At 37.6% G+C, this 18,135-nt stretch carries 13 protein-coding genes and 1 pseudogene; 10 read left to right on the top strand and 4 right to left on the bottom strand.

What is annotated here, in order from left to right:
• Nucleotides 1–84: 84 nt before the first annotated feature.
• The 9 genes and pseudogenes from ACWPVE_RS05140 (at nt 85) to ACWPVE_RS05100 (ending at nt 10,480) form a co-directional block, all read left to right on the top strand.
• A complete protein-coding gene (locus tag ACWPVE_RS05140; RefSeq protein ID WP_453991308.1) occupies nt 85–1,242 on the top strand; it encodes an acetyl-CoA C-acyltransferase in 1,158 nt (385 codons plus the stop codon).
• Between the two features lie 146 nt (nt 1,243–1,388).
• Entirely contained in the window at nt 1,389–2,006 is a 618-nt protein-coding gene (locus ACWPVE_RS05135; RefSeq protein ID WP_453991306.1) for a YczE/YyaS/YitT family protein, read from the top strand.
• Between the two features lie 66 nt (nt 2,007–2,072).
• The gene (gene coaA / locus ACWPVE_RS05130; protein ID WP_453991304.1) at nt 2,073–2,993 is read left to right on the top strand and encodes a type I pantothenate kinase; all 921 of its coding nucleotides are present in this window, start codon (nt 2,073–2,075) and stop codon (nt 2,991–2,993) included.
• 226 nt (nt 2,994–3,219) lie between these two features.
• A complete protein-coding gene (gene speE, locus ACWPVE_RS05125) occupies nt 3,220–4,077 on the top strand; it encodes a polyamine aminopropyltransferase (RefSeq protein WP_453991302.1) in 858 nt (285 codons plus the stop codon).
• A gap of 140 nt (nt 4,078–4,217) precedes the next feature.
• A pseudogene (locus ACWPVE_RS05120) lies at nt 4,218–4,331 on the top strand (helix-turn-helix transcriptional regulator); the annotation flags it as partial.
• Nucleotides 4,332–4,522: 191 nt separating this feature from the next.
• Nucleotides 4,523–5,788: a hypothetical protein gene (locus ACWPVE_RS05115; RefSeq protein ID WP_453991300.1), complete on the top strand. Its 1,266-nt coding sequence runs from the start codon at nt 4,523–4,525 to the stop codon at nt 5,786–5,788.
• Nucleotides 5,789–6,305: 517 nt separating this feature from the next.
• A complete protein-coding gene (locus tag ACWPVE_RS05110) occupies nt 6,306–8,006 on the top strand; it encodes a methyl-accepting chemotaxis protein (protein ID WP_453991298.1) in 1,701 nt (566 codons plus the stop codon).
• Nucleotides 8,007–8,039: 33 nt separating this feature from the next.
• Nucleotides 8,040–9,794, top strand: a complete 1,755-nt coding sequence (locus ACWPVE_RS05105) for a putative bifunctional diguanylate cyclase/phosphodiesterase (RefSeq protein ID WP_453991296.1) — start codon at nt 8,040–8,042, stop codon at nt 9,792–9,794.
• 140 nt (nt 9,795–9,934) lie between these two features.
• Entirely contained in the window at nt 9,935–10,480 is a 546-nt protein-coding gene (locus tag ACWPVE_RS05100) for a cupin domain-containing protein (RefSeq protein WP_453991294.1), read from the top strand.
• Nucleotides 10,481–10,525: 45 nt separating this feature from the next.
• Here ACWPVE_RS05100 and ACWPVE_RS05095 read toward each other — a convergent pair whose 3' ends face one another.
• Nucleotides 10,526–12,190, bottom strand: a complete 1,665-nt coding sequence (locus ACWPVE_RS05095; RefSeq protein ID WP_453991292.1) for a BCCT family transporter — start codon at nt 12,188–12,190, stop codon at nt 10,526–10,528.
• Between the two features lie 116 nt (nt 12,191–12,306).
• On the opposite strand from ACWPVE_RS05095, the gene ACWPVE_RS05090 reads away from it, so the two are divergent.
• Entirely contained in the window at nt 12,307–14,385 is a 2,079-nt protein-coding gene (locus tag ACWPVE_RS05090) for a catalase (RefSeq protein WP_453991290.1), read from the top strand.
• Nucleotides 14,386–14,500: 115 nt separating this feature from the next.
• Here ACWPVE_RS05090 and menC read toward each other — a convergent pair whose 3' ends face one another.
• The 3 genes from menC to ACWPVE_RS05075 form a co-directional block, all read right to left on the bottom strand.
• Nucleotides 14,501–15,616, bottom strand: a complete 1,116-nt coding sequence (gene menC / locus ACWPVE_RS05085; RefSeq protein WP_453991288.1) for an o-succinylbenzoate synthase — start codon at nt 15,614–15,616, stop codon at nt 14,501–14,503.
• Between the two features lie 16 nt (nt 15,617–15,632).
• Complete coding sequence (locus ACWPVE_RS05080; RefSeq protein WP_453991286.1) at nt 15,633–16,445, bottom strand: GNAT family N-acetyltransferase; 813 nt, start codon at nt 16,443–16,445, stop codon at nt 15,633–15,635.
• A 109-nt stretch (nt 16,446–16,554) separates the two neighbouring features.
• Nucleotides 16,555–17,985: a hypothetical protein gene (locus ACWPVE_RS05075; RefSeq protein WP_453991284.1), complete on the bottom strand. Its 1,431-nt coding sequence runs from the start codon at nt 17,983–17,985 to the stop codon at nt 16,555–16,557.
• Nucleotides 17,986–18,135: the final 150 nt, after the last annotated feature.

Below are 18,135 nucleotides of genomic sequence, written 5' to 3'. Positions count from 1 at the left end.
ATGTGGACGTGTTTTTTTGTTCATGTTGTCGTTTTTTTATCCTATTTTTTGAACGCAGAAAATGAGAAGGATAGGTGATTTCATATGAAAAAGACGGTTTTAATTGATGGAGTTCGTACACCTATTGGACGATTTAAGGGAAGTTTAAGCAGAAAAACTGCTACAGAACTTGGAACAGCCACCCTTTCGGAGCTGATTCGTCGTGTTCCAGAAACAGCTCAAGCAGACGGTGTGATACTTGGTCAAGTAATACAGGCAGGCCAAGGCCAAAACCCAGCACGTCAAGTTGCATTTGATGCGGGTGTGGATATCCATACTCCTGCTATAACGTTAAATAGTGTTTGTATTGCAAGTATGGCATCTATATCTGATGCTGCTCGTCGTATAAAACTAGGAGAAGGCGACCTTTTTGTTGTTGGAGGCTTTGAATCGATGACCAATGCCCCTCATGTTTCTAACCTTAGACGTGAAGTCAAAATGGGCGCAGTCGAATTCTACGATACATTAAACGATGGATTATGGTGTGCACTTTCTGAACAATCAATGGGTGGTTTATCTGAGGTTACGAACCGAGAGTTAAATATTAGTAGAGAAGAGCAAGATGAATACGCTCTAACTTCTCAGTTGAGGGCAGCAAACGCGCAGAGTGCTGGAATTTTTAGAGAAGAAATCGTGGGAATTAATGTTGCAGGGCAACTCATTACAGAGGATGAATGTATACGACCTCAAACCTCGATTGATAAACTGCAACAACTTACACCTGCTTTTGAAGAGAAAGGAACGATTACTGCTGGGAATGCTAGTCAGATGTCCGATGGTGCGAGTGCAGGGATCCTCTCTAGTTTGGATGCATGTGAAAAATTAGGAAAATCACCACTGGCAACAATCGTTGACTGGGCTTATGTGGCAGGACCAGATCCATCCCTACATCTACAGCCAGCAAATGCGATACGTGCTTTATTGAAAAAAACAAATTTACAAGTTTCAGATATTGATTTGTTCGAAATCAATGAAGCTTTTGCTAGTGTAGTTCTTGCAAGTCAACGTGAATTAGGGCTACCATCTGATGTTGTTAATGTGAATGGCGGGGCGATTGCCCTTGGTCATCCTCTTGGCGCCAGTGGCTTCCGTCTAGTATTAACTCTTGCTCGTGAACTCAAACGACGTGGGGGCGGCCGAGGCATTGCATCTATGTGTGGTGGTGGAGGGCAAGGAGCAGCAGTCCTAGTAGAAGTAGAATAACAGACATCATATTATAAGAGTTGATGTCTTTCGTTTCGCAAGGCGTTTTACCTTTAAAGGTCAAAACGCCTATTTTTTCATGCTATTTTAACAAAGAATGATATAATTGAATGATATTTTTAAATATTTTAACAAAGAGGTGCAGCATGACAAAACGTATAGGAATTTATTTAGGTGGCCTCTCGCTTACTGCACTAGGTATTGCACTTATTATTTCATCATCAGTTGGAGCTGGGCCGTGGGATACGGTGGCTGTGGGATTAACTAAGCATTTAGGACTGACGATTGGAACGTGGTCCATTTTTAGCCAGGTAATGTTTATTTTAATTACTTGGATTCTAGAAAAGAGTAGATTCAGAATTGAATCGGTTATCCCCATTTTCATAAGAAGTGTTTTTGTTGATTTTTGGTACTATATTGTATTAGGAAATGTTGAATTAACTTCGTCTTGGGAGCTTCAAATTGCCAGTTTCCTTACAGGCATCATTTTAGCAGGAATCGGGATTGGCATTTATATGGAGGTGAATTTTCCTAAGACTCCGATTGATGGCATGATGGTGGCAATCAGCAATCGATTTGGTTGGAGTTTTAACGTAGTAAGAATGGGAATTGAATGTACAGGTACTTTTCTTGGGTTTGTATTAGGGGGACCTGTAGGGCTTGGTACTTTAGTGATTGCATTGTTTTTAGGAAAAATTATTCAAATTGTCAATACTAGAATGAAGAGAATCATGCAGGTATCAAACGCTACTCAATCTTTTTAAGTATACGGATATTCAAATCAGCTGCAATTTGGTAAAATGAAATGAATCTAAAATAGAGGTAATGGTATGGATCCTTTTACAAACTACATCGAATTTAATAGAGAAAAATGGGCTTTATTACGTAATAAGACGCCTTTGTTACTCACAGAGGAAGAGTTAGATAGCATTCGAGGGATTAATGAAGAAATTTCCCTACAAGAAGTTGAAGAGATCTACTTACCTTTAACACGGCTGATTAATTTAAAAGTTAAAGCTACTCAGCAATTACAAGGTGCAACCAATTCATTTTTAGACTATAAAGCAAAAAAAGTTCCATATATTATTGGGATTGCTGGTAGTGTCGCGGTCGGAAAAAGTACGGCAGCAAGGGTTATTCAAACCTTGCTTTCACGATGGGACAACCATAAAGAAGTAGGTTTGGTTACGACTGATGGGTTCTTGTATCCTAATGCTACCTTAGAAAAGAAGGGTCTAATGAGTCGAAAGGGCTTTCCTGAAAGCTATGATACTCAAAAGTTAATTCATTTTATGATGAAAGTAAAGTCTGGTAAATCAAAAGTCGAAGCACCGTTATACTCACATTTAACGTATGACGTGCTACCTGATAAAGAGGTTATTTGTAATCCAGATATTCTAATTGTTGAAGGAATTAATGTTCTGCAAGTTAGTAAATCACATTCTGTATTTGTCAGTGACTTTTTTGATTTCTCCATCTATATTGATGCAGATGTTGCAAATATCAAGAAATGGTATATAGAACGATTTTTAACGCTGCAAAAAACAGCCTTTCAAAATCCAATGTCATACTTTCATCGATATAAGACTCTGTCAAGGGCAGAGGCTATCCAGAAAGCAACTAACATCTGGGAAGAAATCAATGCTAAGAACTTGCGCGAAAATATCCTCCCTACACGACTTCGAGCGGATATCGTATTAAAAAAGGGTGAGGAGCACCTGATGGAAAAAGTGTATTTGAAAAAGTTTTAAGCGATTAGTGTGGGTCACAGGAGAGTTCCGTGACCCATGCTCATGTGCAGTTGATTCAATAAATATAATCTTATTATTTTTTAGTGCAAGGAATAATTATAAATCAACCCCTGTACTACGAATTGAATGTGAGAGATATTCCTGTTTCTCTAGATGCTTTGCTGGACAAGCATAACATTCTTTCTTATCCTTATATGTGGAAAATAGGAAAGAATGAGGGATGAAAATGGAAATAAATAAACCATATCTATCAAGAAGAGATGGTGACCTTTGGCTTACGGAAGATGAATATAATAACCTAAAAGTTAGTTATCGGATAAAGGATATCATTTTTGATCAACAATCTTCTTTCCAGGATGTCATGATTCTGGATTCATATCAGTTTGGAAGAATGCTAGTGCTAGACGGGATTGTTCAAACTACTTCAGTTGATGGGCATATTTATAACGAGATGATTTCACATGTGCCAATGGCGATCCACCCAAATCCGAAGAAAGTCCTAATCATTGGTGGCGGGGATTGTGGAGTCGCGAGAGAAATTTGCAAATACGATGAAGTTGAGCACATAGATATGGTAGAAATCGATGAGCTCGTTGTAAAAGCAAGTATTGAGCACTTGCCTGAGGTATCAGGACGTATTGAAGACCCGCGTGTTCATTTTGTTTTTGATGACGGGGTTAAATTTGCCGCTAATAAAAGTAACGAATATGATTTAATTATCGTGGATTCATCTGATCCAATCGGCCCAGCAGAGGTCTTATTTGAAATGGACTTTTACCAAAGCCTACGTGAGGCATTAAAAGAAGATGGAATAATGGTTTGCCAAAGTCAATCACCGATTTTCCACTCAGAAGTGATGAGACAGTCATATACAAGAATTATGGAACTATTCCAAGAGGTCAAACTGTATACAGCAGTTGTCCCAACTTATCCTGGCGGGCTATGGAGCTTCACGATTGGGTCAAAAAAATATACTGAGGCCGACCCAACTAAAGTGAATAATAAGAATACGAAATATGTGAATGGGAAAATTGTGGAGAGCTGTTTTACACTACCAAAGTTCATAAGTGACCTATTAAAATGAGGCGGGTTGTGATCAGCTACCCTTACCTATTAAGAATAATTGTTACTGGGCTTAGTTCTTTACTTGAACTAAGCCTATTTTGTTATAAAGTATGTAAAGGTTCCTTTACATTATAAAAAATATAAGAGATGAAGAACGGAGTGAAAAATAAGGTTTCAGAATTTAAGAAAAGATATGGTTTTTCACAAGATCGTTTAGCAGAAAAACTAGGTGTTTCCAGACAAACAATAATCTCAAACGAAAATGTGGTCTATTCGAAAATATAGTAGAACACCTTGGTGTTCTACAATCACGCTTGCTGCTCAAAATATAGTGCAGTTTTGTTTACGCAAAATCAGATTGATACTCTATGAAACAATTCTAAAGGGCAGTTCGTATAATTAGAAAGGAAAAATGTTAGGTAGCATGTAAGACGGTTCCGTGAAACAAAAAAGGAGTGATGAGGATGGATGAAAGAATACAGAGTTTGTTAGATTATACAAGAGAAAAATATGGTCTCTGGGACTATTACCTCGAAAGATATAGCTTCGACCGAAATGTAACTATCTTTAATGAAACAGTTTATACGTTAACAATGGAATGGTTTCCTAACCATATAACAAATCAAGAGAATGAGGATGAGAATCCAGAAGGTACGGCAGTAATCACAATGGATGTGAAGAGTCGTAGAATTGAAAGTGTTATTTTCGTGATGGGTCAAACATTTGCAAAGAATGGTATTACCTTCTCAAGTAAACTTGACATCATTAAATGGATTGAACAAGAAACGGGATTAACCTATGGACAGCAATTCAAACTTAGTAAGGAAGCTGAAGGGGCAATCCATTTTAATGAGTGTATCGATGGTGTTGATGTCTCCCCATCTGGATCTATCGAGGTGAATTGGAATCATCATGGCGATCTTACCTTATTCACAGTCCATGGTCATTTTCCATCACATGAGATCATCAAGGTGGAACCATATACATTAAGCTTTGAAAAAATAGAAGACATCGCAAGAGAACAACTGAAAATGCTTGAATTTCCCGATTTTGAAAAGCAACAACTAGTGACTGCTTATGCAGTAGAAGAAATCTATGTCAGGAATGATCTTACATCAACAATACCATTTGAAGTCATTGTTGATGGACAGGGATATTTAAAGATTGATGAAACATTGTATTGGGACGAGTCTCTCTCGACACCCTTTGATCGAAAAGAGATTATTTGGCGTGATGAGATTACCGCTGAACAAGCATTTTTATGCGAACTTTCGCCTGACTCACTCCCGATTACGAAAGCTGAGCAAGAGAAATGTATTGTAGCGGTTCGGGACTTTTTACGAAGTGAATATCCAGATGATTCTGGGATCTGGGTTTTAAAATCACTTCATCGAGAATCGGGATATATTCATGCGATTCTAAGAACAAATCAGCAGAATAAGCGTGTTTTTCAACGGAAATTAACTATCATGATTCGTGTAAATAGCCTTCAAGTTGCGAATTATATAGACAACCAGATGATGTTAGAAATGTTTGATGAGTTTAAGGCAAGTGGTGAAATATTAATTAGTAGGGAAGAGGCATATTCGAAGCTAAAAGAAAAGTATGATCTAAAACCTGTTTATGTGTATGATTTTGACCAAAAGCAGTATGTCCTGTGTGGGAAAATTGATTGCCAGTTTGCAGTTCACGCATCAACAGGTGAAATTCTTCCTTTAGATGAATTATAACTATTACAAAGTGACAGGTCTCCAGTTTCGTTTTGCTAGGATGACCTGTCACTTTGTGATTTTATTTCAATTATCTGCGATATTTTTCAGTGACTTCTTTTGTGAGAATTCTAATTTGTTAGAAGTGATTTACATAAACAAAAGCGAGCATTTCTTTTTCATGGTAATCTCCATTTTCGAAAGGGTATGATTGATCATTTCCTTTAATTCCTCAGGAATGGCGTACATGGTATTCCATTGTTTTGAAATATTCCACATATCAGCAAGTAGTATCTTAGTTAGACAGGATTTCCTAGTTTGAGATGATTTATTAATGAATGCAAGAATGCTCGACCAGCGGTTTCTTATATCCTTCGTGAAACTGCGACCTGTCCCAATGGTGGCAAAGGATCAATTCTTGTTCAAAAAAAACCGACACTTTTGTGACTTTTATCACACGAATATAGTACAAAAGTATTAAACGTTATATAATTACGGAATAATAATATATTTAATTCAAGATAATTTGGGGGATATTATGGTGAAAAAAACACTAACAGGACAACTAGGTATCATTATTATCGCAGTCATATTTATGTCTATGATTATCTCCACCATATCAAATTACTGGGTAACATATCAAAAGACATATGAAGCAGCGGGAATTGAAGCTTATGGTTGTGCGAATATTACAACTGGTTTGATAAGTCCAAAAGAAGTTCAAGCACTATTTGAAGGAAAGAAGGATCCTAAAGAATTTAAAGAAACGTTAGACTGGACGACTGATCACAAGTCAATATTTGAAGGACAATACATTCTATCCCTTGATGGTACTCTTATGGCTGTGGATAGTAATTTGGAACAACAGGGATTCAAGGCGGGAGATACGTACCATATTGATCAAACAGCTTTAAAGAAAATCCAAGAAACAAAGCATCCTCAGTATTCTGAAATTTATAAATATGAAGGGGTGAAGCGTATTACTGGGTATGCACCAATATTTAAAGATCATGATCCAACGAAAGAAATCATAGCTTTAAATGCTATTGATTTTGATGCTCAGATTGTAAAGGATAGGACTTGGGATACTGTAAAAGATAGCTTTATTCTTGGTCTGTTACCTATGCTGCTAGCAGGTATTCTCACGATTCTTATCATTAGAAGAAAGACGAAACCTCTTACCACGTTAATCCATCATGCACAACAAATAGCGGCAGGAGATTTAACAGTTGAAAATGTGGTGATTCGAAATAAAGATGAAATTGGAGAATTGGCGACATCATTTAATCAAATGGCAAAAAATCTACGTCATCTTATCGAACAGGTAAGTTCTGTTACAACGTCTTTAGCTGCTTCTGCTGAAGAGTTAACGGCAAGTTCAGAACAAACTAATGAAGCTACCAAACAAATTGCTGAGACGATCCAGCAGGTAGCGTCTGGTGTGGATCAACAGGTAAAAAGCGTTGAGGAAACGTCACAAACTGTGACTGAAATGTCAACTGGTGTTCAGCAAATTTCGAAAAATACTCAAGTGGTTTCAGCTTCAGTGGTTGATACAGTTGAGAAAGCTTCAGAAGGTGGAGAATCAATTCGAATTGCTGTAAATCAAATGAATTCTATCAATCAAACATTTAAAGATTTATCCGAGAACATTAAAGGATTAGGTAATCGTTCAGAGGAAATAGGTAAAATTATTGAGGTCATTACTAATATTGCAAGTCAAACCAATCTCTTAGCATTAAATGCTGCAATTGAAGCTGCAAGAGCCGGCGAACATGGACGTGGGTTTGCTGTTGTTGCAGATGAGGTACGAAAATTAGCAGAACAATCTGCTGGAGCTTCCAATCAAATCTCAGAGCTCATACTCGATATACAAAGTGAAACAAAAAAGTGCATACAAACAATGAAAAAAGCTACAGAGGAAGTTAATTCAGGAATTGGAATTGTTCACACTGCTGGGACCAACTTTGATCAAATAGAAGGATCAATTCAAGAAGTTACAACACAAATCCAGGAAGTATCAGCAGCTATTCAGCAAATGGCAGCAGGAACTGAACAGATTGTTCAAGCCATGCGCTTAATCTCAGAAGTTGCGGAAGAATCAGGTGCAGGTACACAGGAAGTATCTGTAACAACTGAGGAACAGATGGCATCAATGGATGAAATATCTACTTCTGCAGGCTCATTAGCAAACATGGCTGAAGAATTACAGGGCATTGTCAATAAGTTCAAAATATAAAATTTTGAAACACTTACAAGGAGACATAATAGCATGGAGTTGAATTTAGAGAATAATCCAATACTCGAGAAATTAAGTCCTGAAGATCAAAAAGAACTTAAAGAGATACTGAAAAAACTTTCCGCTGTAAAGTTTGCGTTAGACCAGTCATCGATTGTAGCCATTACAGATAATAGAGGAAGAATCACGTATGTGAACGATAAATTTTGTAAGCTATCTAAATATACACGTGAAGAATTAATCGGACAAGACCATCGGATTGTAAATTCAAACTACCATTCCCGGGCATTTTTCAAAGACATGTGGGCAACCATTGGCAGAGGCAAGGTTTGGCGAGGGGAAATGAAAAACAGGGCAAAAGACGGTAGCCACTACTGGGTAGATACAACAATCGTTCCATTTCTAAATGAAAAAGGGATACCTTATCAATATGTTTCGATTCGTAATGATATTACATTTAGAAAGAAGATGGAAGAGGAACGGGAAAAGTCAGAACAAATGATATACAGGTTAGCTTACTATGATACGTTAACCGATCTACCAAATCGAAGGTTATTTACAGATCTTCTAACAAATGAGGCCCAAAATCTTGGAGAACAGAATGCAGTAATGTTTTTAGATATTGACAAATTAAAAAATATCAATGAATTTTGTGGCCATGAAATAGGAGACCTCATTTTAATGGAGGTATCCCATCGCCTTAGTCAATGTCTTCGTGAATCGGATGTACTCTCTCGGTTTGGTGGAGATGAATTTACCATTTTATTAAAAAATATCTCTGGAAAATCTCAGGTGGAACAAATAGCTCAACAAATGCTTGAGAACCTTGAGAAAACAGTTATTTTAGGGGAACGCACCTTTAATATTACCTGTAGCATTGGAATTGCATTGTCACCATATGATGGCTTAGGATCGGAAATTCTATTAAAGCGTTCAGCTATTGCGTTAAATACCTTAAAAGAAAGTGGTGGAAATGGCTTTGTATTCTTTGACGTGAATATGGAAAAACGTGCTATGGAAAAAAATCTGTTCGAAGCTGATTTACGAAATGCGATCCAATTAGAAGAATTCTTTCTTGAATATCAGCCGAAAATCGATTTATTTTCCGAGAAAGTCATAGGGCTAGAGGCACTGGTTAGGTGGCGGCATCCTCAACGGGGATTGATTTCTCCAGCTAAGTTTATTCCAATTGCAGAGGAAACGGGACTGATCATCCCATTGGGAGAATGGATTTTACGCAAAGTTTGTGAGCAAACGAAACGTTGGCAACAAAAAGGGTTGCCTCCATTACGGGTTTCGGTGAATCTTTCGGTACAACAACTGAATCAACTTAATTTAGTTGATAATATAAAACAAATTTTAATAGATACCGAGTTGAATCCAAGATGGCTTGAGATAGAGATAACCGAAAGTATTTTTGTGGAAATTGACCGTGTTTCTCCTGTTTTGGAGCAAATTAGAAATCTTGGGATTAAGATATCAGTCGATGATTTTGGGACAGGGTATAGCTCATTAAGTTATTTGAAAAACCTTCCTGTAGACATCTTGAAGATTGATGCTTCTTTTATTAGAGATATAACGTATGATCCTGGAAGTCAGGCAATTGTAAAAGCCATTATCACTTTTGCAGAAGCTTTTAATCTAGAAGTTATTGCCGAAGGAATTGAAAACAGAGAGCAGTTAAATGTATTACTAGGTCAGGGCTGTATCCAAGGACAAGGATATTACTATAGCAAACCACTTCCAGTGCAAGAAACTGAAGAATATTTGAATAAACCCGTTATATAATAGAGAGCGAGAGACAGGTTCAATTGTCCACTGTTAACAAACAGTGGATAAGTGAACCTGTCTTTTTTTGTCTACAGGGTTACACTCATGCCTAAATATGCATACGATAATTTATTATGAATGGGAGGGAAACGAAAGATATGTATTATGTACCGTATGTATATCCATCTCACTATCACCAACATTATCAACCATATATGAATGTCCCGATGTATCACTGGAACTATTCGAATTATTTTCAATCACCGATGTCTAGAGAAAAAGTGGTATTTAAGGATCAAGGAAGACAACCATTTGTTGTGAATATTAATGAAGCCTCAAAGCAAAATCAAAATTATCGTACATCGATTTGGACAGGAGACCATTTACAGGTGACATTAATGAGTCTACAAGTTGGAGAAGATATAGGTTTAGAAGTGCATCCAAATGTTGATCAATTTTTACGACTCGAACAGGGGCATGGGCTTGTTCAAATGGGAAAACGAAAAGAGAATCTGGATTTTGTTCGTGAAGTGAACGACGATTCGGCCATTATTATCCCAGCGGGAACATGGCATAACCTTACTAATATCGGGAATGTGCCGTTAAAACTCTATTCCATCTATGCACCACCAAATCATCCATTTGGCACGGTTCATAAAACGAAAATGGAAGCAATGGCAGCTGAATCCGAACATCACGAATAACAAATAGTCAAAAAAAGGCAGTGTTTTACAGCACTGCCTTTTTGTTTATTTGTCTTTTTCTTCAAAATGAGCATCAATTGGTCCATTTTTTTCTTGTTCAGTTTGTTCCTGTCTTTTTGATTTTTTCTTTCGACGCAAGCGTTCGAGTATCTTGCGGTAATTTAAGGTAATTGTTTTAGGTTCATAATAATCGGATACCATGATGTCCCGAGTTGATGCTTTCATAAATGACCAGCCAAGCATGACCATGATGAATAAAAGTGGAAAACCACCAACAATACTTGCGGTTTGAAGGGTTCCAAGTCCGCCGATGAACATCAGGGTTAGAGGCATGATACAAAGAGCAAATGCCCAGAAAAGACGATTCCATCGTATTGGCTCATCTTCAACTACCTTTTGTACAACAGACGCTAACACAAAGGAACTAGAATCGAATGTTGTAGCTAGAAATACAATGGCAAGAACGGTAAAAACCAAAATAATAAACCATGACATAGGCAGGCTGGACATCACATCTAATATAGCGACAGGTGCTCCTTGCGTATTCAATGTGTGAATGATGTCCATTTCTCCCGTGAGCTGCAAATGCATTGCGTAGTTTCCTAATACACCAAAAAATAAAATACTTCCAATCGTTCCATAAATCATAGTACCAAGCACCATTTGTTTGATGGTACGACCACGGGATATTCTAGCTACAAAAAGACCTACAAACGGTGCATAAACTAACCACCATGCCCAGTAAAACACCGTCCATGTTTCAGGGAAAGAGGTTGATTCAAAAGGACCTAATGAATTAAAGGGTTCAGTCCAAGTACTCATATGAAAGAAGTTATCCAATAGGAGACCGATACTATTAACAGTTGTTTCTAATATAAACAGTGATGGCCCAAAAATAAAAACGAAAGCCAATAAAAAGAAGGCGAGATATAAGTTTACATCTGATAGTACCTTGATTCCTTTTTTTAATCCTGTATAAGAACTAACTGCAAAGACGACCGTTACGAATAATAAAATAATTGTTTTAACGGTCATATTCACTTCAAGACCTGTTAGTCGGTTGATCCCTTCCGCAATCATCGGGGTTCCTAGAGCAAGAGTAGTACCTGCCCCACCGATCAGACCAAACATAAATAAAATATCAATAATAGTTCCAAAAGGACCATCTGCAAGCCTACCAATTAATGGTCTTGTTGCCTCACTAATTTTTAAGACTGGCTTTTTTCTAACATAGTAAAAATAGGCGATTGGTAATGCTGGTAATGTATAAATCGCCCAAGCAATTGGCCCCCAATGAAAAATACCATAGGTAGTCGCCCAAGCAATAGCTTGCTTGGTTCCAGGTGGAACTCCGAATGGAGGTCCTTGAAGGTAATAAGCCCACTCGATGGTTCCCCAATATAAAATACTTGAACCAATTCCAGCACAAAAAAGCATGCCAGCCCAAGAGAAATCATTAAATTCTGCTTTTTCTCCTTTATCTCCGAGCAAAATCTGACCATTTGCACTAAATGATACATAAATAAGAAAAAAGAAAATCATAATCCCTACTAATAAATATAAAACTCCAAAATTTGTTGTCACATAGGCATTCGCGGCATTAACTACCTCTTCACCAGACTCTGGCCAAATGACAAGAGGGATGGTCACCAATAATAGTAATGTGAAGGCACCAATAAATGTCGGCCAATCAATCACTTTATTTTTCATCTGAAGAAAACCCCCTTCTTTTTCTGGTAGTTTTTACAACTAATTAGGAAATATGCAATTCGGAATTCTAATTCATTTAGCGACTAAGAGTATAACAGCTTTCGCTCCTTCATATTATGTATCGTGAGAGGGGGCATGATGATTTGAACGATGAACGTAAGACGAACCGTAACACGAAGGATGAGCAATTAGAGCAATTCCGTGTGGATGATAAGGGAAAGAAACTTACAACGAATCAAGGATTAAAGGTGTCAAATGATGAATTTTCGCTAAAAGCTGGAATCCGTGGACCTACTATTATGGAGGACTTTCATTTTCGTGAAAAAATGACACATTTTGATCATGAGAGAATTCCAGAGCGCGTCGTTCATGCCCGAGGATTTGCGGCTCATGGTGAATTTCAAGTATATGATACGAGTATGAAACCATTCACAAAAGCAAAGTTCTTGAATGATCCAACGGTAAAGACCCCTGTGTTTGTTCGCTTTTCAACAGTTGTAGGCTCACGAGGATCTGCTGATACAGTGCGAGATGTACGTGGTTTTGCCACTAAGTTTTATACAAACGAGGGTAACTATGATTTAGTAGCGAATAATTTTCCCGTCTTTTTTATTCAAGATGCCATAAAATTTCCAGACATCGTACACGCAATCAAACCTGAACCAGACAATGAAATCCCTCAAGCATCTTCGGCACATGATACATTTTGGGATTTTGTCGTTAATAATCGAGAAACTGCCCATATGGTTATGTGGCTGATGTCAGATCGAGCTATACCAAGAAGCTTTCGTATGATGGAAGGATTCGGGGTCCATTCATTCCGTTTGATTAATGATGAGGGGAAATCTCATTTTGTTAAGTTTCATTGGAAACCAATGTTAGGAGCACATTCTCTCGTTTGGGATGAGGCACAAAAAATTTCAGGAGAGGACCCAGACTTTCATCGACGTGATTTGTGGGAGAACATTGAAAAGGGGAATTTCCCTGAGTATGAATTAGGCGTCCAAATCCTCAAAGAGGAAGATGAGTTTAAATTTGATTTTGATATTTTAGATGCAACCAAAATTTGGCCAGAAGAAGATATACCAGTTAAAATTATTGGAAAAATGACTTTAACACGAAATGTGGATAATGCTTTTGCAGAAATTGAACAAGTTGCCTTTCACCCTGGTCATGTGGTCCCTGGGATTGATTTTACTAATGATCCGTTATTACAGGGACGTTTGTTCTCTTATACAGATACTCAATTGATTCGACTCGGTGGACCAAATTTTCATGAGATACCAATAAATCGTCCAGTTTGTCCCTTTCATAATAATCAGCGTGATGGATATCATCGTCAGACAATAAATCGTGGTAAAGTAAGCTATCACAAAAACTCGTTAGCAGGGAATACACCTACTCCAGCTAGTGTCGAGCAAGGTGGTTATTCCCACTATCAAGAGAAGGTAGAAGGGAGAAAAATCCAAGCTAGAAGTGAAAGTTTTAAAGATCATTTTTCACAGGCAACACTTTTCTGGAATAGTATGCGCCAACCTGAAAAGGAGCATATAATTGAAGCATTTCAGTTTGAACTAGGTAAGGTCAAGAGTCAATCTATTCAACAACAAGTAGTTGATATGTTTGCCAATGTAAATGTAGATTTAGCAACAGAAATAGCGAATTATCTTGGTGTTCGGCCACCAAAGGCTGGAGGGTCTAACGTCAAAAAGTTCTCTCCTGCTTTAAGTCAGCTCAATACAACATTTAGTCCAAATACTCGAAAAGTTGCTGTAATCCTTACCGATCATTTCAAAGCTCAAGACGTAAAGCATGTACTTGATCAATTAAAGACAAGTGGTATTCAACCCGAAATTATTAGTGAGAGACTGGGAATAGTAAAAGGTTCAGATGGTACTGACTTGAAGGTTCATCATACCTTTTTAACGACTGAATCTGTATTATTTGATGCGGTTTACATGGTGAGAGGAAGTAGACGGAGTAAAAAGTTTAATAAAGATGCTGCTCATTTTATACATGAAGCCTTTATACATTACAAGCCGATTGGTGCAACTGGTGAAGGAAAGAAGTGGATGGAAGTAAACAAAATCGAAAATGCTCCTGGAGTGGTCGTGGGAGATGATCTGGATAGCTTTGTAAAAAAGTTTATCCAAGCGGTTAAAGCCCACCGTCATTGGGACCGTCAGCTTGTATAAGATTGTTAAAAGCAATAAATAAGGGGATGAGTACTTTACAAAGGTAAAAGTAAATCATCCCCTTCTATACAATCATAGTCGTTAATTAAACAAGTATCCTACTTTAGTACATGGTTTAAGAGTGATTATGAAAGGTTTTACTATATAACATAAAATCCTCAATTAGTTCTCTGTTTGGTTCAAAACCAATCCCAGGTTCTGTTGGAACTTCAATATATCCATCTTTCATTGTTACTTGAGGAGTAATAATATCTTGTTTCCAGTAATGGGACGATGGTGCAGTATCACCTGGTAAAGTAAAGTTTGCTAGGCTAGTGATTGCGATGTTGTGAGCACGTCCAACACCTGCTTCAAGCATTCCCCCACACCACATCGGGATCTTGTTTTCCACACAGAGTTTATGAATTTTTAACGACTCGGTAATCCCGCCGACACGACCAATTTTTAAATTAATGATTTTTCCACTATTCACCTCAATTGCTTTACGTACGTCTTCCACCGTATGGATAGATTCATCAAGACAGATTGGGGTTTTGAGCTCCTTTTGTAATCTAGCATGATCAATCAAATCATCATAGGCAAAAGGCTGCTCAACCATCATTAGATCAAAATCATCTAATTGTTTGAGATACGAAATATCATTAATGGTATATGCACAGTTTGCATCCGCCATAAGTGGTATTTCTGGGAACTCTTGACGGATTGCTTTTAAAATATTCATATCCCAACCTGGCATAATTTTTACCTTAATGCGTTTATAGCCTTTGGTTACAAAGCCATCAATTTTTTGTAATAGTTCTTTTTCTGACTTTTGGATACCGACACTTACTCCTACTTCAATCTTATCCTTTACACCACCAATAGCTTTAGCTAGAGATATACCCTGTTCTTTTGCATATAGGTCCCAAATCGCACCATCTAATGCAGCCTTTGCGTTATAGTTTCCACGTAGCTCCTTGAAGGTCTTTGATACATCATCAGGGTGCTTAATCTCGGTTTGCATGAGCTTTGGAATCAAGATATCCTCCAGCAAATGCCAATTGGATTTGACGGTTTCTTCATGATAAATAGGGATGGCATCTGAGACCGTTTCTGCCCAACCAGAAATACCACTTTTCGACTTTACTTCCACTAAAATAAAGTCTTTATCTGTTAACGTTCCAACACTTGTCTTAAAAGGATGAAGCAATCTCATTCTCATATATCGTAGAATTATACTTTTTATCTCCATATTTGGTTCTCCTCATTTAAACATTCTTTTTTAAAAGATACATATAAAGCTCGTGGTTGTCAGAGGCTTTTATTAAATCAGTAACGATCCAATCTTGATTTAGATAATGGGTAAACACCTGCTTTGTCTTTTCTCTCCACATAACTGCAACTTCAAAATTCTTCTTCTTTATTTCTTGAAAATTACCAGGTACAGGAACTAACAAGATTTCTTTAGATTCCTCGAGGTTAATCGTTCGTGGTACAATACCTTCGCTATTAGTTTCCGTATCGATTAAAATAGGAGCATTACGTAAATCATCGTTTCTTGATGCTTGTCCAGTATCTTTGACAGACCATTTTACAACGAAACGATCGGTAGAAATACCATCGTTCATGCCATCTGTCATTTCCCCATAGGCATTTTCAATATACGAGGTACAAACTGCGCCTAATTTATGTAAATTTAAATTTCCATTTACCGTTTCAAGTGGATCATAGGTCCAAGAAATTAAATCATAGCCCATTTTTAAGGCTAATTTACGTTGTTCATGCTTTAATTTCTCACCAATACCAAGTTTGCGGAAGTCGGGATGAATTCCTAGACTATGAGAAACAAGGTATGGCTTCCTTCCGTCAAAACCCGGAAAGCTATATTGGAACCCAATTAGTTGTTCTTCATAGAATGCACCTAAAATAAAACCGCCGTTTTTTATCGTTGCGGCTGTATGGCTGATAGGTACAGTGTCTTCAGGACTCCAAACGATTGATTCTAACTTGTGAACTAGTTGTAATTCTTCTATTGATTTTATGTTCTTATATGTTATGGATGATAAAATTTCTTGTTGCATTATGTACCTCCTAGTAGCTCGAATACATCTCATTATAAAATGATTAGAACACGAGCACAAGGTAACAGGTCCAACTACCTTCGGAGGAAAGAGGACCTGTTAGTGATACCTATAATATTAATAGGCCGATAATGGTAGATATAATTAATCCAATCGAAACAGGAAGAAAGCTTTTTCGGACGAGTTCGATGACGGAAACTTTTGCAAATCCTGCGACTGCTATGAGTGATGACCAGGCAATTAACGTTCCACCACCTACCCATATAGAGCCCATTTGCCCAATAGCGGACAATGTTTCAACATCAACACCCACACTTCCACCTAAAGCACCAGATAATGAACCAACTAAAGGAAGACCTGAGAATCCAGAACCATCTAATCCTGTTATTACTCCAGTTAAAAGGATTCCAAACCCAGCAATAAAGGCATTTTCAGGGATGAAATGTTGACCAGATACAACTAAATCAAATAAGAATGAAGGTGAATCATCAGGATTCGTTCCAAATATTTTGCTGGTTAATTCACCACTACCTAAAAAGAAGAATCCAGCAATCGGAATGACAGGGCCCATCGCCTTAAAAGCAAAAACAAACCCCTTTACAATATTGTCGCTAACTGCAGTTAGGGATGAACGCGGCTCCTTAAATGTTGAAGCAGCAATAAGGAGAATGGCAGCAGCTCCACCAATTAACGCAGCACCCGTTCCACCTTCGACTGACGGAATGACATCGGAAAACTTTGCTAGGAACATGTAGACAATAATAATTAAAAACGTAATCGGAACAAGTATTGAAAAGAGTAGACTATATTTGCTTTTCTTTGTTTCGTCATTCGAAGTTTCAGTGTTATCTTGTTCAAAATCAGCATCACTGTTTTCCCAAGCCTGTAAGTGATCATCAGATGGACGTAAAATGTATTTTCTCAAGGTTAGATAGGCGATAACAATTGCCGTGACTCCTGTTATGATGGATAGTAACATTGCTCGGTCTGCCACAATGCTAACATCTGCTCCTGCAGCAGTTGCTGTTAATGTTGGGGCAATTTGAATGACATAATCTGAAGATAACGCCATACCTTGACCTGCAAGGGAAATTGCTATTGCGGCACCAATTGGGGGAAGACCGGCTCGAACGGCAACGGGGATAAGTAAAGCTCCAACAAGTGGTACAGCAGGTGTCGGCCAAAAGAACAAGGAAATAACATAGGTTACAAAGATAATAACCCAGAAAGATATATGACCGTTTTTCATCAACTTCTGGAATGGTGTGATCATTTGTTTGTCAGAACCTAATGATTTTAGGGAGTGTAAGAGAGCGGTCATAATAGAAATGATTAGAAAAATGTTAAATAATTCTCCAGCTGCTACCAAACTCGCATTGAAAATAGTCTGAAGACCTGATGAAAATGAACCTGTAAAAATCCAACCAACCAAAAATGTAACAATAATTGAAGGGACCACAACATTTTGTCGAAATAGCATGGTAAAAATGATGATACCGGTCCCAAATAAATACATCCAATGAGCCGCAGTAAGTTCCATTTATATAAAACCCCCTTAGAAGTCGAATAGCAAAAGATATTCGCTCAATATTTTATGCATTTGTGTGGGCTTAGGTGAAAGGGCAGGGGGTCCATATAAAATTTTAGTGCGATTGTGATGAAAATCCTACTAAGATAAAAAAATGCCTGT

It is taken from the genome of Bacillus nitroreducens (genome assembly GCF_964021195.1).
Note: the sequence above shows the minus strand (reverse complement) of the source record. Positions and strands in the feature narration are given on the sequence as shown.

Excerpts from the sequence above, each read along its gene's own strand:
- ACWPVE_RS05140 (WP_453991308.1), top strand. The coding sequence starts at position 85 with ATGAAAAAGACGGTTTTAATTGATGGAGTTCGTACACCTATTGGACGA.
- ACWPVE_RS05135 (WP_453991306.1), top strand. The coding sequence starts at position 1,389 with ATGACAAAACGTATAGGAATTTATTTAGGTGGCCTCTCGCTTACTGCA.
- coaA (WP_453991304.1), top strand. The coding sequence starts at position 2,073 with ATGGATCCTTTTACAAACTACATCGAATTTAATAGAGAAAAATGGGCT.
- speE (WP_453991302.1), top strand. The coding sequence starts at position 3,220 with ATGGAAATAAATAAACCATATCTATCAAGAAGAGATGGTGACCTTTGG.
- ACWPVE_RS05115 (WP_453991300.1), top strand. The coding sequence starts at position 4,523 with ATGGATGAAAGAATACAGAGTTTGTTAGATTATACAAGAGAAAAATAT.
- ACWPVE_RS05110 (WP_453991298.1), top strand. The coding sequence starts at position 6,306 with ATGGTGAAAAAAACACTAACAGGACAACTAGGTATCATTATTATCGCA.
- ACWPVE_RS05105 (WP_453991296.1), top strand. The coding sequence starts at position 8,040 with ATGGAGTTGAATTTAGAGAATAATCCAATACTCGAGAAATTAAGTCCT.
- ACWPVE_RS05100 (WP_453991294.1), top strand. The coding sequence starts at position 9,935 with ATGTATTATGTACCGTATGTATATCCATCTCACTATCACCAACATTAT.
- ACWPVE_RS05095 (WP_453991292.1), bottom strand. The coding sequence starts at position 12,190 with ATGAAAAATAAAGTGATTGATTGGCCGACATTTATTGGTGCCTTCACA.
- ACWPVE_RS05090 (WP_453991290.1), top strand. The coding sequence starts at position 12,307 with ATGTATCGTGAGAGGGGGCATGATGATTTGAACGATGAACGTAAGACG.
- menC (WP_453991288.1), bottom strand. The coding sequence starts at position 15,616 with ATGGAGATAAAAAGTATAATTCTACGATATATGAGAATGAGATTGCTT.
- ACWPVE_RS05080 (WP_453991286.1), bottom strand. The coding sequence starts at position 16,445 with ATGCAACAAGAAATTTTATCATCCATAACATATAAGAACATAAAATCA.
- ACWPVE_RS05075 (WP_453991284.1), bottom strand. The coding sequence starts at position 17,985 with ATGGAACTTACTGCGGCTCATTGGATGTATTTATTTGGGACCGGTATC.